We start from the raw sequence: 14,241 nt of genomic DNA on the forward strand, positions 1-14,241 counted from the left end.
AGGGACTAAGCAATGGCTAAAGCTGCAAAAAAATCTGTTAAGACTGTAAAAGCGAAATCTGACGTTAAAGAAACGAACCTAGTTCGTCGCGTAAGCATCAAGGCTGCTAACAAAAGCATCCAAGCTTTCGATTCTGGCGACACTGTTAACGTATACGTAAAAGTAAAAGAAGGCGAAAAAGAGCGCGTTCAGCTTTACAAAGGTATCGTAACTAAAATCCAAGGTTCCGGCGCTGCGAAATCTTTCACAGTTCGTAAAATCTCTGCAGGTGTTGGCGTTGAAAGAACTTTCCCGTTCAACTCTCCAGCTTTGGATAAAGTTGAATTGGTTAACATCGGTAAAGTACGTCGTTCTAAACTTTACTTCCTTCGCAACCTTTCTGGTAAAGCTGCGAAAATCGAATCTGAATTGGTATCTGCAGCAACAGCTGAGTAATTTCAGAATTTCGAAAATTTCTATAAATGAAATTTCAAAGACCTGGTTCACTACGAATCAGGTCTTTTGCTTTTTGTGACGCGGCTGTTTTCAGTGACCGCGCAAATGACCTCTGGCTAATATCTCTGAACTGACAATTCATTCGGGGATACGACAGCAATGGCTTTAAAAAAATCAGCATCTAAGAAAACTCTTACTGTCATTAAGGCAAAAAAATCAGCAAAGCCGAAAAAGAAAATGGATCTTCCAAAGGTCGAATGGCGCGAGTTTTCTCCAACTCCTGTTATTGGTGTTGATGAAGTGGGGCGTGGATGTCTTGCTGGGCCTGTGTATGCGGCAGCCGTTATTTTTCAATCAGAAGATTTGAATGACCTAGTGACGGACTCAAAACTTTTGTCCGAAGAGCGCCGCGAGGAGTTGGCTGTCTTAATTAAAGAAAAACATAAAGTGGGAATTGGATCTGCATCAGTTGAAGAGATCGACGAGTTGAACATATTGCAGGCGTCGTTGCTTGCAATGAAACGCGCGATCGAGGCTTTGGGTGTAAAATCAGGACACGTGTTGGTGGATGGGAATCAAAAGATTCCAAACCTGCCGGGATATCAGCAAACGACTGTCATTAAAGGTGATTTGCGTGTGGCTCCGATTTCTGCGGCTTCGATTGTTGCTAAGGTGACTCGTGATAACTTGATGAAAGAGTTAGGAGCGAAATTCCCTGTTTATGGCTTCGAAGGACACAAAGGATACTCGACACCGGTTCACAAACAATCCATCGTCGACCACGGACCATGCGATCACCATCGCAAGTCCTTCGCCGGTGTTAAAGAATACCTCCGTTAAAAAAGCTTACTGGGCTCACGAGCGAGGGGTCCAGTCGGAAGAATTCGTTTCTAGATATTATATCAATCGAAACTATCAGTTGCTGAAGCGACGAGTGAAAACTCCCTATGCTGAAATTGATTTGTTGTTTCGAATGCCGGATCGCCAAAATCTTTTAATGGTCGAAGTAAAGACGGCCAATCAAACAACATTTTACAATGCGCGGATTTCTCCACGACAGAAGTTCCGCTTAAAAGGCGCTGCTATATTTTTAGCATCCAGATTCAATTGCCTCGTCGAAGTGCATTGGGCCTTCGTCACTCGCTTCGGAGAAATCACCATCATCGACGACATCACATAAACTTATCTGAAATTGCAGAGGCGATGTAACATAAGGTTTTAGGCGAGAGATGTGTCAGGACAGCGACCTATGCTAAACGCGACCCACGAAGCTGTACTAATAAGCTGCACAGCATGGGATGTAACTCAGCAGAAGTCGTTGTTGTGGCGTTTCGTTAGAAGCCGAATTGGTCGAGGGCTTCCGGTGGAATCGGTGGTTTCGGAGTTCCATCAAAATTGAACTCGAAGCTGAGACGCGTATTAAAGTCACCACCCGTTACTTGATCTTGTATGAATGTGATCATCCAGCAATCGCCCGGTGGTTTGAACTGAGCGATGTAAGCCCAGGACTTGGGATTTTCATTATCAGAACTTTGAATGTTCGCATCGTACACTAAGCGACCCATCAGGTTTACATACTTGGAAATAAATCCTGCAGAGAAGGTCCAATCTTCGGTGCGTGCTGACTGATCCACCGCTTTACCCGGCGAAATTTTATACTGTTTGGTTAAAGCGACCTGGGCAAATTGACCCATATCATTGAGTACTCGCACACGTGAAGAGGCATTGGTTACGCCATGGTACGGATAATAATTGAAGATGGAATATGTTTGGAAACGCTCTAAGCGCACATCTAAGATCGCGCTGAGGTCCGACCATGGCTCGCTTTGTGCTTTGTTGGCTTGAGTGGCGTCATAGGATTGAGCCAACTTAAGGTAACCAATCTGTTGGTACTCGGGACGATCTGCAATCCACGTTTTACGAATCATTTTGTTGGTCAAAGCCAGTGTTACGAGATTGCGGTCGTATACGCGGTCCGTGTAGTCGAATTGCAGTCCATAGTCTGATCCCAAATCCAGGTCGGTGATGGAGTCGGTCGAAGTGTATGGAGCATCATTCACCTGACCTTGGCCATAGAACGAGTGCGATCCTTGATCTATCCAAGGAATGTTGGTGTATGTGATCTCTGGAATGATTTCGTGCTTATAGCGCGTGGCTTTTGCATCAACTTGATCGCCATAGATTCTGCTGAAATCCATGCGCCCGGCGAGTTCTGTACGAGCATATCTGCGCACATAATTTTGATCGTCTGAAATATTAAATGCATAGTGAGTTTCGCGGTAACTGACGCGAGGAAGTACATCCACGCCATCAGCAACTTTGATAGGATATGAAAGCGTCGGCAAAAAGTCCAAACGTTGACCGGTGCGAATTAAGTCTGTAGCCGGGTCAAAATAACCCTTGTAGGTTTTGCGACAGCCAGCAGTATTGGACCAATTCGGGTCATTGCAGGTGTTGTTCACATAACGGATCTTATTTCCATTCGCATCGGTGTAGTAAGTCATGTCGTCGTAACCTTGACCACTCCGTGCGAAATTAACGTAATCTAAATTAATCGTATAAACGAAATTTGTGTCACCTATATTTTTCTCAACCTGTGACCAACGGATTTCAGGCAGGCGATGAACGGCATCTTCGTTGCCTGCCAAAGGATCGGCCTGCAAAAGATTATAATAAAACGACGTATCGACGCTCGTGTGAGTATCTTTTGTGTTTTTAGTCACTGACACGCGACTTTCCATCGCCGAGTCACCGTGATTCATGGTTTCCAGTGGGAAGTCTTTGGGATATTGCAAATCACTCGCAAGGTTAATGCTGGCACGATTTACATAGTCGTTGGGCATCGTTTGATAGTGTTCGTATCTAATATAATAACGTTCTAACGGAGCATTTTTTTCCTGAGCCGAGCGAAATGTGTTTAACCGTTCATCGCGACCGAAGGCACTATCGTAAACCGTTGCCGTATTAAGGACGCCACCGCTGTCTTCATTTAGAGCATAGCGGTATTCGAGCATTCCCTTAAGACCACGCTTTTCGTAATTTTTTAAAGTGATCGTAGCATCTGTGCTGCGAGAGATTGCCCAGAAATACGGTTGGAAGATCGTGAACCCCCCGTTGTCAGACAACTCAAAGCCGGGAGTTAAAAGACCTGATTGGCGGTCACTCTTCAGAGGGATGACTAGGTAAGGCAGCCAGAAAACGGGAATGTCAGAGATGCGTAAGATCGCGTTCTTGATATAGGCATAGCCACCCATTTCAGCGCGTACCGTCGAACCGGAAAAACTCCACGTGGCAGGACAGTTTGTACATGTCGTGTAGTCGGCATTGTTGACGATGAATTCTTGATCGCTGGTTTTCTCTAAAACATTTCCTGAAAACGCCACCTGACCGGAGGATACAAATCCATCATAAATGATACCGGTGTTGTTTTCGTAATCAAGATTTACACGAGATCCTGCGATCGTGTTTTTCATGTCGCTGATTTCAACATTGCCCGCAAGTTCCGCGCGATGAGTGCGAAGATGAACAGTCGCCTTGTCGGCTTTAATGTGTTGCCCCTGATAGACGATTTGCACATTGCCTTCGAGTTCAACAGTTTCATTCTCATTATCACGGAACATACTGTCAGCATTAAGCAAAATTCCCTGAATTTTTGCTGCAGGGGTGTCTACGGCAAAAGCCGCAGAAGATGTCGCAAGGGACAGGACTAGTGATAAAAACAAGATGAACAATCGTAGATACACCCAACTATGGTAGGGAGGGTTTAGCCCTTTGTCGAGCATGAAATTTGGACTCAAAACGGCATGGATATCTACCGTTAAGTAAGAACCTGATCAGTGAAGTATCGAAGGGGAATTTTCATGGATTTGAAACTCGTGTTAGACGGGGATATTACTATTATTTCTTTAAGCGGCCGCATCGAGATTGAGAAGACTCAGTCTTTCAAACAAGCTTGCCTGACGACATTTGCGGATAAAAAAATCGTGTTCTGCATGAAGAATTTGAATTTTGTGGGGTCTTCGGGGATTCAGTCTTTTTTTGGTGTTTTGAATGATCTAAACGCGGCTAAGCGTTTGAACGTTAAAATCGCTGGCTTGAATCCAGATTTCCAGCGCCTCTTTGCGTTTTCTCAATGTCCGGCGCTGGAAGTTCATGAAAGTATCGAAGGTGCTTTGCAAAGCTTCTAGATTTGCTGGCGAATTCGCCGATGGCTCGGCGAATTAACTGTCCTGTTTTCTTAGATCATTTAATTTCTGACTCAACTCAAGGTTCAAGCGCTCCAAAGCAGCTGCTGCAGCCTTGAGTTTTTCATTTTCCTCGTTCTTAGCATTCCACATATAACGAAGACTTTCGAGTTGCTCAAAATACTGGCGATTTTCTTTTTCCAGTTTTTGAATTGTCTCGTTGTCTTGAACAACGCGGATCTGCAAGTCAGCATGCTCGACGCCTAGTTTTTGATTCTGACGCGTAAGCTCGCTCATGCGTTCTTGCTGGCGTTGAATCTCATTTTCCAAGCGGTGACGAATTTCTTCTTTGCTGCGACGAACGACAACAAGTTCATTTTCCAAGGTGTCTTGGCGCTCGAGGGCGGAATGAAGTTTTGCCGTTTTTACTTCAAGATCTTCTTGAGCCTGATGTAATACTTGAAGTTCTTTGCTCATACTCGCAATTTGGTCCTCATAGTGCTGAACCATCTCTTGAGATTTTTTATCCGAAGTCTCGACCTGGTAACGAGCATTCTTAGTAACTTCAATAACTTGATGGCGAAGGTCACGAAGAAGAGCTTCTTTATGGTTCAAATCGGCTTCCAGTTCGGAAACGCGAATGTCTTGAGCCGCAGAGTATTCTTTTAACTGTGTGATATAAGGTTTCACCTGAGTTTTGATACGGTCGTGATATTTTTGGTGGCGGACTAAATCTGCCATCATGTTTTTCACTTTGACCTCAAGTGCACGCATCTTTTCTGTGGCGATCTCTTTTTCGCGTTCGATCTGATCAACCTTGTGTTTCCACATGTTGTCTTTTTCTCGCCACACAAGAATTTGATCCGTCACCGATGATTGCGACAGGCGAGCTTTGTGAGTTTCTTCACTTAAACGGGTGTTTTCAGTCTCAAGCAAAGAAAGTCTGCGAATGGCGACTTTAAGTCGAGCCATCAAATCTTCATTCTGTGAAATAAGATTTTCCACAGTCGATGATTTCAGGATTTCCTTTGGCAAATGACTGACATCAGCTCGTTTCGGAAGCTCGTCAGGTAGTGGAATTGGAGCTGCCACAGTGGCTTTCTGCTCGAATTCAAAATCTAAATGTCCTAATTTAGCGCTCTGGAATTGTTCGGTGTCCATAGCCCTCCTCCATGAAGTCTAGGTCGCCCTTAATCTAGTTTCTCAGTATGAGGCGGCCTCGTCAAACCAAAGGCCTAAGACTAGACTAAGACCCAGTGAAATAGCCTTTATGCTTTGTTGTTAAAGTCCGAAAAGTAACTCATGGCTGTTCCAGCATTAAAAGACAACGCCGCTGTGGCATCAGAAATTAAGAAGATCGACGACGCTGGCCTATTTGATATGGGCAAGGTGGATAGTTCTGAGTTGGGAAGCCCTGAGTCTTTCCGCTATAAAATTCTGACATTGGTGTTGAGTGAAAGATACGATCGTGCCATCGAAGAGTTGAAGGACTTCTTAGAAGAGCCGTCGGATTATCCGGATTTTAAAGCCAAAGTGACTCGCTTCATTCATCACGGCATTGATTTAATTTATGCGATTAAGGCTAAGCGTGGATTTCCCGGGATTAACTCTTTGACTCGGGCTAAGCAACAAGAGCTTCGCGAGAAATTTAAAGAACACTTTAAAGAGCTTCAGTATATCCTTAAAACTATTGAAAAAATACAGACCGATCTGCGCATTGCGGATGCGCGTTCGACGATCTATGTGGTGCGTGCTTTGTGTGCTGCTTCGTTAGGAATTGTGATCTTGGCGTTCTGGCTGGATATCGTTCATGGCCTGGCGCAAACCAGTGTCATAGTCTTTGATGATGCCTTTGGGCAGTTGGCAAATTGGCTGGTTGGACTGGTGGGTCTTTAATAAAAAAAGCCACCTTTTTGGGGTGGCTTTTTAGTTTCTATTTCTTCAGGGATTTATAGACAGTTTCCAGTGTTGATTTATCTTGGCCGCCACTAAGAAGTCGGCCATTCACAAAGACTGTGGGAGTTCCTTGGATTTGTGCATCAGCGCCTTCTTTGGCCATGGCTGCAATCATCTCTGTCATAACCGGATCTTTTGCACACTTATTTAGATCATCCTTTGAAAGGCCAGTAGATGTCGCTACTTGTTCAAGTGACTTATCAAGGCTGTGGAGATTGAATAGGGTCTCTTGCTTATCAAAAATAAAGTCGTGCGCATCCCAACCTTTTTTAGCTAATTTTTCAGCGCAGAACACCGCAACCGCGAGTCCGCAGCGAATGCCATCACCACCTGCTCCTTGCATTGCCTTGTTGCAAGCGGGATCAAGAGGGAAAGGTTTAAAAACCAATTTCACATCAGTATGGTCTTTCACGAACGAGTGAATTGGCGGAGCTGCGTGTTTGCAATGCGGGCAGAAAAAGTCAGCGAACTCAACAATGGTCATGATTGGTAGTTCTGTGCCTTTTTGCAGGACAAGGCCTTTTTCTACGTCGAATTTTTGCTCGGGGAAGGACATCCAAGATGCAATTCTTTCCTGAGCAAGTCTTTCTAGGTCATTGAAACCTTTGGACTCTGTGTACATGAAGTTCACTAAGAATGCGATAACCGGGATAGCGATCGCGGAGCCCAGGATCCATTTTTCTGTGACAAAAATATCTTTGATGTCTTCAATGAGGTTGCTTGTCGTTAAGTCTGAAGCACCTTTCCATGCGCCAAAAAACGTGACCAGGGAAAGCGCATAAGCGGCCATGCAAAACAGGCAATAGGAAGACATCGCTGTTGCTGAAATCACGCCCATAATTACAGACCCCAGTACAACTAGACCGGATAAGGCAAAAGCATAGCGTGATGTTTTTTCTCGATCTTGCACCAGATTCCAACGGGTTACGCACAAAAGGAAAAGTAAAATCAGATTGGTGGCAAGTCCCCACATGGCGACTGGGATCCCCAGGAATTTAGCAAAGCTGCTTGAGGCCACGGTATCGCAGTTAAATGTAGCGTTCAGATTGCAAATAGAAGCGCCCGGGTCAGTTCCAAATTTAACAACGTAAAAATGTTGGAAAAGATAAGCGTGAACGCCAACGGCGATCAAAGTTGCGATAACTGCAATTGTCAGAAACAGATTTTTGCTCGATGTGTTTTTCATGCCTTATTCAATCTTAGATTCGTGTTTGAAATCAATGAAATTTATGTAAAAATTGAAGGGCTATCAAGGAAGACAGCTTTGAACGACATACAAAAGTGGATTCGCATTCGAAAAGATCTCTATTTACAAATGGAGAAGCAGGTTCGCCATCGCTTGGGAGAGGATACTCCAGAGTTGATGCGTTATCATAAAACCTATCAAGGTGAGTTCGCTCGGAAATGGCAAGCAGCCAGTCAAGCTGATCTATGGACACAGATCGCAGATTCTCAAGTGGTATTGATGGGGGATTTTCATGCGCTTCATCAGTCACAAAAAGCCCAGCTGCGAGTTTTAAGAAATATTCCTAAGGACCGTAAGACAGTTTTAGTGGTGGAGTTCTTTGATGCCGCTGACCAATCCAAGCTTGATAAATTCATGCAGGGTAAAATGTCTGAAAAAGACTTTTTAAAAAGTGTTAAGTGGGAAACTCGCTGGGGTTTTCCCTGGGAGCACTATCGTCCCATTCTTCGCTATGCTCAGAAACATAAAATCCCTGTATACGGCTTAAACAAGGCTTTTGCGAAACGCAATGCAACCACATTGAAGTCGCGAGATGTTTTCGCCGGTAAAAAGATCGCAGAGTTAACAAAAACGCATCCCGACAGTTTGGTTTTCGTCATTTATGGTGATTTGCATTTAGCAGGAGCTCATATTCCTGCTGAAATTCAAAAGAACTTGGGAAAACCCTTTGCTAAGAAGGTTTTAAGTATTTTCCAAAACGCCGAAAAAATTTATTTTCAATTGTTGAATCAAGGTGCCGAAAACATCACGGATTTAATCCGTATCAACCGCAATACCTTTTGTCTGATGAGCGTTCCTCCTTGGGTTAAATGGCAGAACTATCTAATGTACCTTGAACAGACATATGATGAAGGTTTGCGCTTTCAAATGGATGACGAGGATGATGATTGGGACGAAGATGAAAACTCGGATTTCGAGCCTATCGATTTTACCGATCATGTCGGTCGCTACGTAAAAATCATGGCCGAAGAGTTGGGGCTGGAAGTCTCTCTCTCTGCCTTGTCGGTTTACACCGCCCATGATGATTCATTCTGGAGTCAGGTGCGCGAAAATTATGACCTTAAAAAGCAGACCTTCATTCAGCGTCTGATCGAAGATGAATATTCGTTTTATCTTCCGGAAATCAGCGCGGCTTATCTGGCGCGTGGTACGGTCAATCACGCAGCGACACTGGCTATGCAATATGTGCATGCGCAAGTCAGTGGCGCTAAAACTTTGTTTGCTGAGATGCCCCAGGATTTCTTGCGTTGGATTTGGATGGAAGCGGTCGCTTATTTTGGTTCTAAAATGATCAACCCCAAAAGAAAGACCGACACCATCGCCGATATCAAAGCAAGTTTGGTGCACAAGGATTCAAGTGATATCGGGAAAGAAGCTTTGCAGCTGGCGCTATCGCAAAAGATGCACGAGCTGATGATGATCACGGGAGTGCCGAAGCACAAGCTTCAAGCTAAACCCCGTCGCAAAGCAAGCTATATGGTGGCCGCTACTTTGTTGGGTGGAATGATGGGGGAACGCTTGTTTTATGGATATCAAAAGAAGTTGTTAAAAACATCGATGATGGCCTCGTTCATTGAAAAACCCCTGGATAATAAAAATTTTGAAGTCGCCTATTACGGAATATTGGAAGTTGTTGAATCATTGCCAACGCCGTTCCACAGCAAGAAGGAGAAACTATGAAAAAAACCTGGTTTCGCAGTGTTCAGTTAAAACCGGTGGGACCCTTTAGTCTTGAAGAAATGCGCTCGTTTATTCATCGCGGAGAAGTTGGGTTTTTAGATCTGATTTTGGACGAGAGTAAAGGCGACGTGTGGAAGCCTGCGGCGGAGTGGGGAGTGTTTGAACTGAAACTTTTTCCTGCGGGACAATCTTTCATTCCTGGAATGCCCGTGGATGAAGAATTACCTGAATGGGTTCTCTTAGTTGAGCAAAATGGCTCGGCTCCTTTGCAGGAAGGCCCATTTTCAATCTCCGCTATTAAGGCGGGATTAAAAGAGGGGCGTGTTTCCCCTTATCAACATATATGGAAAAGTGGACTTAGCGGGTGGTGCCAAGTTAAAGATCGCCCCGAGTTTTATTCTGTGATCACATCGGATCAGTTGATTAGTTTAGAGCGTCTTTAAGGTCTTTGCCTGGTTTAAAACGCGGCACGTGAGCGCTTGGAATTCTAACCGCTTGACCGGTTTTTGGATTGCGACCCTGGCGTGGTTTGCGAGTGGCTTTGGAGAATGTACCGAAGCCCACAAGTTTTACCTCGTCACCCTTTTTTAGAGCTTCTTGGATAACACGAAGGGTAGCGTCAAGAATATTTTCAGATTGTGCTTTCGTGGATTTTGTACGTTCAGCCACGATGTCGATCAGTTGAGCTTTATTCATTGCCAGTATCCTTTTAAGTGCAGGGGATCGACACTAAATTTTGCTATTAAGATGGTCAAGTTAAATTGAAATACGGAGAGGACATCGATGAAGAATTTGGTTCGTTTTTTATTCATTTTATTGTTTCCATTGACTTTATCTGCGCAACAAAAGATTGCCGCTCAGCTGTATGATTTGAAATCAGAACGAAAGCAAAAGCTCTATGATCTTTCCGTTAATTTTACTCCACACGGGGATGAGGTCCGTGTCCAGGGCGACTTTCGTGACACGGAAGGAAAAACAGCTGTTACGGAAGTTGGCGTCATTCGTAATGAGAATTTGATCCGTTATGAAATTGTAAGATCGCAGACCGGTGAAAAAGGCTTGATCACTGTCGAGAGTGGCAAAATCAAATTCGAGTATGAAGGAGCTGATGGTAAAAAGAAAACTGCGGATGAAAAAGCCACAGGTTTTATTTTATGTTCTTCGAATTTTGCAGCCTTCGTCAAAGCTCATTGGGAACAGTTTCAAAAAGGTGACAGCGTAAGTGTTCGTTATGCCGTTTGGGATCGTTTGGAAACCGTGGGTTTTACCCTTCGTAAGGTGGGGGAAAAAGTTTTAAGTGGAGAGAAGACTATTGAGCTGCAGATGAAGCCCACGAGTTTTGTAATTGCGGCACTCGTGGACCCCGTGCATTTTTGGTATGCGGAAAGTGATAAAAATTTGCGCGTCATGAAGGGGCGCGTGCCCGTTAAACAGATGAAGGACGGTAAGTGGAAAGACCTTGATGCTGAGGTCGTCTATACTGAGGTCCAGAGTTCAGTCTCAAAATAATACAGTCTCAATTTTTAGCAGTTTCCCGCCGATAAGTGGGGCATGAAGAATCAGAACTCGCTCTTTGTAGTTTTCTGTTTGTGCCTTACGATCGGCATCGTTGCCGTTTATGGAGTGCTTGTTGGGCACTTTAATGGTCATCAGAAATATGAAATGCAAATCTCCGCCCTCAATGAAAAGGTTGAGAAGGAGCAATTTAATAATTCTCTTTTAAGTTACCAACTTAAAGACTTTCAGCAAACTGTTGCACAAGTTCTTCCGGATAACAAAACACTTCAGGCCAAATATGAGTTGAATAACTTGGCCTCCGCCGTTCGTTCTCCAGCCAGCGATGCGGCGATTGATTTGTCACCAGTCATTTTTGAGCGTGCAAAAAAGTACTTCACGCAACACAGCTATGATAAAGCCATCAAAGAATTCAACACGTTGCTGGAAAAATATCCACTGACTTCTCATAGTGTTGAAGCGCATTTCTTTATCGCAGAGAGCTACTTCCTGAAGAAGGACTTCCGCAGTTCATTGGCGACAATTGACGACATGGTGACTCAATACCCGGATAATGATCTGACAGGTTTCATTTTACTGCGTATGGGGCAAATCAGTGAATACAACAATCAAGTTGATGAAGCTGCCGAAGTCTATAATACGGTCGCTAAGAACTTCAAAAACGAAGACCTTCGCAAGCAAGCTCGCAAGCTGGCTCAGAGTGTGGAATTCAAATAATGAAGAAGGTTTTGCAGGCACTTATTTTTGTGTTGGCGTTTCAAGTCGAAGTTCGCGTAAGAGCTTCTTCGGATACGCTTCAACAACCCACAGCATGTCTGAAGTCAGCTGAAAGCTGTGCTTTACATGTGGTGGGTCCTGCGTTTCATTTAAAGCAAGGCGAGCTTGAGTTGCATGCAACTGAAGGATCAACCTTGATGCGCTTGTCCCATAATCAATGGCGCCTGATGAAGGGTGTTTTGTGGGTCGAGAAAGCTCCAGAGGTCACTGTGGAAACTCCTTACGCAACAACCAAAGGCTCACATGGTCAATACTGGTTGATTGATCGAGGTGATCGTCTGATTGTTCGTAATATTAATGCTGATTTGAACGTTGAATTACGTGATGGGAAAAAGCTGGAAGTTCCTGCTGGTTTTGAATTCTGGGTTTCTGGAATTAATAGCAAAGGTAAAAATGAATACGGCATGATCCAAACGGTCGAGATGAAGGACCACTTGGTGTTGTGGAATAAACTTTTCAAAGGTTCTAAAGAACAGTTCAAAAAAGAAGTCGCAGAGCTTCGTGAAAACTGGTCGGACCTGGGCGAAAGAGGAGGCAGTCTTTATGAAAAGATCGCTCTTCGTCAGATCGCTTCGATCCAAGAAGGTCAACGTCAAGAGGCTGAGAAAAAACGCCAAGCTCAGGTTGAGCGTCAGAAAACCCGTGAGCTGATGTTCAGACGAGCCTTTGATAGATAAATACAGCAAAACCTAGGTCCTGTTTTATTTCAAGACAACACAGTCCTGAAGTTTCTTACTCCCACGCATGTTATCCTGCAGGCTGGGAGGATAAGGATGTCTTCTATTTCATCAGACCGCGCGCGCCAGGACGAACAGATCAGACAAACTCGTGAAGAGTATGAGAATCGCGAAAGCGAAAATGCTAAGCGTCGCAATGCGGAAATCAAACGCCTTGAGCAGCGTTATCATGACGAAGTTAAAAATATCACTGAGAACTACGAAACCAAAATCAGCACCTTGAAGGATCGCAATCGTGAAGCGATGACTGAAAAGGACATGGATAACAATCGTAAGATTGATGAGGTTCGTAATGCGTATCGCGAATCTCTGCGTAACAAGACGGAAGAAGCTGCAAGTGAACGCGATTTGCTTCGCCAGTCCTATCAGGGGCAAATTGATAAGCAAAAGCAAGTCAATGAGTCACAAAAAGAAAATCTAAAAGGGCAGTTAACTAGCGAAATTCAAAATCGCGACGGTCAATTAGAGCGCATGACGAATGAAAATCGTGAGCGCGCCCGTGCCGACGTTGCCAATAATGCTCGTCGCATGAGAAACTCCCACGAAAAAGAAAAAGATACTATCGCGACGTCTCATCAACAAGAGATGGCAGCTAAAGACCGCGCAATGAATGACGTGCGTAAGTCATATCAAGGTCAGCTGAAAGAAAGTGAAAGACGTCGTACTGAAGATAAAGAAAATTACCAACAAAAGATCGTCGATATCGTCACTAACGATAAAGAGGCGTATTCGGATGCCATAAAATCTAAGCAAGAGATTATGAATTCTGAGTTGGGACGCGTGCGTGATAAGTATCAAACTACTTTGGAACGCAAAATGAATACGCTTGATAGTCAAAATGAAGATTTTAGAGACACAGTCAATGAACGTCAGGCGACACAAGTGCGGTCTCGTGATTCACAAATCCAGCGCCTTAACTCGAAGCTGAACAATGAAATGGCTAAGAATGAAAAGCTGCGTGGTATTGAGAGAAAGAATCTAACTCAGGCCTATGAAAAGCAGTTGGATTTGGTTGAGCAGCGCCGTGAAGATGCTGTCGATCAAATGCGCGCTTTGACGGACGAGCGTATTGACAAAATGAATGATAAGAATCGCCAGCTCTTGCGTAACGTAGATCGCGAATACCAATCGCAATCCAGTGTTAGCAATGCGCGTAATTCCATTGATCGTGAAATGATGAAGCAGCAGCATGCGGATCAAATGATCCAAGTAAACTCTTCCGCGGAAACTCGTGTGAAGAAGCTGACGGATTTGTCGAATAAAAATGCACAACGCCTGGGGCAATACTATGGCGAGTCTCTTGAGAAAATGGAAGACAACTATGCTCAGCGTATCGACGGTCAGCGCCAGCGCTATGCGGACGATCAAGTTGCCAACAATAAGGCAATGACTGAGCGTTTCCGTGGCATGGAGCAGAGCTTCAACGCTAAACTTGAGCAAACTGTGAAGTCTTACGAGGACAAATTGTCTCAGTTAAAAGACAATCAGGAGCGCGAAATTAAACGTTTGGAAAAAACCTACAACCAACGTTTAGCAGAGCAGACTAAGAACTCAAAGACGGAGAAAGAATCGTCGGCGATGCAGTATGAAGCGAAGCTTGCGCAACTCACTGAGTCGCACAACGATCAACTTGATAGAATGAATAGACGCCACCAGGAGGATATGCAAAACTTGTCGGTAAAGATGAGTTCGTACTCTAGGAAGGCATAGA

At 44.3% G+C, this 14,241-nt stretch carries 15 protein-coding genes; 11 read left to right on the forward strand and 4 right to left on the reverse strand.

What is annotated here, in order from left to right:
• Positions 1-12 precede the first annotated feature (12 nt).
• The 3 genes from rplS to B9G69_RS14295 all read left to right on the forward strand — a co-directional run bounded on the left by rplS (position 13) and on the right by B9G69_RS14295 (position 1,615).
• Positions 13-435, forward strand: coding sequence for a 50S ribosomal protein L19 (rplS, locus tag B9G69_RS14285; RefSeq protein ID WP_088614702.1), 423 nt, complete (start codon positions 13-15; stop codon positions 433-435).
• Between the two features lie 237 nt (positions 436-672).
• Complete coding sequence (locus B9G69_RS14290) at positions 673-1,275, forward strand: ribonuclease HII (protein ID WP_416220939.1); 603 nt, start codon at positions 673-675, stop codon at positions 1,273-1,275.
• Between the two features lie 94 nt (positions 1,276-1,369).
• Positions 1,370-1,615, forward strand: coding sequence for a hypothetical protein (locus tag B9G69_RS14295; RefSeq protein WP_265437804.1), 246 nt, complete (start codon positions 1,370-1,372; stop codon positions 1,613-1,615).
• A gap of 154 nt (positions 1,616-1,769) precedes the next feature.
• Here B9G69_RS14295 and B9G69_RS14300 read toward each other — a convergent pair whose 3' ends face one another.
• Positions 1,770-4,157 carry an LPS-assembly protein LptD gene (locus tag B9G69_RS14300; protein WP_254916791.1) on the reverse strand — a complete coding sequence of 796 codons (2,388 nt, stop codon included), beginning with the start codon at positions 4,155-4,157 and terminating at the stop codon, positions 1,770-1,772.
• 138 nt (positions 4,158-4,295) lie between these two features.
• On the opposite strand from B9G69_RS14300, the gene B9G69_RS14305 reads away from it, so the two are divergent.
• A complete protein-coding gene (locus B9G69_RS14305; RefSeq protein ID WP_088614698.1) occupies positions 4,296-4,622 on the forward strand; it encodes an STAS domain-containing protein in 327 nt (108 codons plus the stop codon).
• Between the two features lie 33 nt (positions 4,623-4,655).
• Here B9G69_RS14305 and B9G69_RS14310 read toward each other — a convergent pair whose 3' ends face one another.
• Positions 4,656-5,780: a hypothetical protein gene (locus tag B9G69_RS14310; RefSeq protein WP_088614697.1), complete on the reverse strand. Its 1,125-nt coding sequence runs from the start codon at positions 5,778-5,780 to the stop codon at positions 4,656-4,658.
• 141 nt (positions 5,781-5,921) lie between these two features.
• Between B9G69_RS14310 and B9G69_RS14315 the strand changes: the two genes are divergently transcribed.
• Positions 5,922-6,515 (forward strand): hypothetical protein, encoded by a 594-nt coding sequence (locus B9G69_RS14315; protein ID WP_088614696.1) that lies wholly within the window; start codon positions 5,922-5,924, stop codon positions 6,513-6,515.
• Positions 6,516-6,552: 37 nt separating this feature from the next.
• On the opposite strand, the gene B9G69_RS14320 is transcribed toward B9G69_RS14315, so the two are convergent.
• Positions 6,553-7,761: a DsbA family protein gene (locus B9G69_RS14320; RefSeq protein WP_088614695.1), complete on the reverse strand. Its 1,209-nt coding sequence runs from the start codon at positions 7,759-7,761 to the stop codon at positions 6,553-6,555.
• A 129-nt stretch (positions 7,762-7,890) separates the two neighbouring features.
• On the opposite strand from B9G69_RS14320, the gene B9G69_RS14325 reads away from it, so the two are divergent.
• Together B9G69_RS14325 and B9G69_RS14330 are read left to right on the forward strand one after the other, a co-directional pair.
• Positions 7,891-9,501 carry a ChaN family lipoprotein gene (locus B9G69_RS14325; RefSeq protein ID WP_088617106.1) on the forward strand — a complete coding sequence of 537 codons (1,611 nt, stop codon included), beginning with the start codon at positions 7,891-7,893 and terminating at the stop codon, positions 9,499-9,501.
• Positions 9,498-9,944, forward strand: a complete 447-nt coding sequence (locus B9G69_RS14330; protein ID WP_088614694.1) for a DUF4339 domain-containing protein — start codon at positions 9,498-9,500, stop codon at positions 9,942-9,944. The genes B9G69_RS14325 and B9G69_RS14330 overlap by 4 nt, the downstream gene beginning before the upstream one ends.
• Here the strand turns inward: B9G69_RS14330 and B9G69_RS14335 are convergent.
• The gene (locus B9G69_RS14335) at positions 9,925-10,197 is read right to left on the reverse strand and encodes an HU family DNA-binding protein (protein ID WP_088614693.1); all 273 of its coding nucleotides are present in this window, start codon (positions 10,195-10,197) and stop codon (positions 9,925-9,927) included. The genes B9G69_RS14330 and B9G69_RS14335 overlap by 20 nt on opposite strands.
• Before the next feature lie 87 nt (positions 10,198-10,284).
• Here B9G69_RS14335 and B9G69_RS14340 point away from each other — a divergent pair, with 87 nt between their 5' ends.
• From B9G69_RS14340 to B9G69_RS14355, 4 genes are all read left to right on the forward strand, one after another.
• Positions 10,285-11,010 carry a hypothetical protein gene (locus B9G69_RS14340; protein ID WP_088614692.1) on the forward strand — a complete coding sequence of 242 codons (726 nt, stop codon included), beginning with the start codon at positions 10,285-10,287 and terminating at the stop codon, positions 11,008-11,010.
• A 42-nt stretch (positions 11,011-11,052) separates the two neighbouring features.
• Positions 11,053-11,733 carry a tetratricopeptide repeat protein gene (locus B9G69_RS14345; RefSeq protein WP_088614691.1) on the forward strand — a complete coding sequence of 227 codons (681 nt, stop codon included), beginning with the start codon at positions 11,053-11,055 and terminating at the stop codon, positions 11,731-11,733.
• On the forward strand, positions 11,733-12,470 hold the full coding sequence (locus B9G69_RS14350) for a hypothetical protein (protein ID WP_265437805.1): 738 nt from the start codon (positions 11,733-11,735) through the stop codon (positions 12,468-12,470). The genes B9G69_RS14345 and B9G69_RS14350 overlap by 1 nt, the downstream gene beginning before the upstream one ends.
• 96 nt (positions 12,471-12,566) lie before the next feature.
• Complete coding sequence (locus B9G69_RS14355; protein WP_088614690.1) at positions 12,567-14,240, forward strand: hypothetical protein; 1,674 nt, start codon at positions 12,567-12,569, stop codon at positions 14,238-14,240.
• The last annotated feature ends 1 nt before the right edge of the window (position 14,241 follow it).

The sequence above is a fragment of the Bdellovibrio sp. SKB1291214 genome (assembly GCF_002209355.2).
Lineage (GTDB): Bacteria > Bdellovibrionota > Bdellovibrionia > Bdellovibrionales > Bdellovibrionaceae > Bdellovibrio.

Excerpts from the sequence above, each read along its gene's own strand:
- rplS (WP_088614702.1), top strand. The coding sequence starts at position 13 with ATGGCTAAAGCTGCAAAAAAATCTGTTAAGACTGTAAAAGCGAAATCT.
- B9G69_RS14290 (WP_416220939.1), top strand. The coding sequence starts at position 673 with ATGGATCTTCCAAAGGTCGAATGGCGCGAGTTTTCTCCAACTCCTGTT.
- B9G69_RS14305 (WP_088614698.1), top strand. The coding sequence starts at position 4,296 with ATGGATTTGAAACTCGTGTTAGACGGGGATATTACTATTATTTCTTTA.
- B9G69_RS14310 (WP_088614697.1), bottom strand. The coding sequence starts at position 5,780 with ATGGACACCGAACAATTCCAGAGCGCTAAATTAGGACATTTAGATTTT.
- B9G69_RS14315 (WP_088614696.1), top strand. The coding sequence starts at position 5,922 with ATGGCTGTTCCAGCATTAAAAGACAACGCCGCTGTGGCATCAGAAATT.
- B9G69_RS14320 (WP_088614695.1), bottom strand. The coding sequence starts at position 7,761 with ATGAAAAACACATCGAGCAAAAATCTGTTTCTGACAATTGCAGTTATC.
- B9G69_RS14325 (WP_088617106.1), top strand. The coding sequence starts at position 7,891 with ATGGAGAAGCAGGTTCGCCATCGCTTGGGAGAGGATACTCCAGAGTTG.
- B9G69_RS14330 (WP_088614694.1), top strand. The coding sequence starts at position 9,498 with ATGAAAAAAACCTGGTTTCGCAGTGTTCAGTTAAAACCGGTGGGACCC.
- B9G69_RS14335 (WP_088614693.1), bottom strand. The coding sequence starts at position 10,197 with ATGAATAAAGCTCAACTGATCGACATCGTGGCTGAACGTACAAAATCC.
- B9G69_RS14340 (WP_088614692.1), top strand. The coding sequence starts at position 10,285 with ATGAAGAATTTGGTTCGTTTTTTATTCATTTTATTGTTTCCATTGACT.
- B9G69_RS14345 (WP_088614691.1), top strand. The coding sequence starts at position 11,053 with ATGAAGAATCAGAACTCGCTCTTTGTAGTTTTCTGTTTGTGCCTTACG.
- B9G69_RS14350 (WP_265437805.1), top strand. The coding sequence starts at position 11,733 with ATGAAGAAGGTTTTGCAGGCACTTATTTTTGTGTTGGCGTTTCAAGTC.
- B9G69_RS14355 (WP_088614690.1), top strand. The coding sequence starts at position 12,567 with ATGTCTTCTATTTCATCAGACCGCGCGCGCCAGGACGAACAGATCAGA.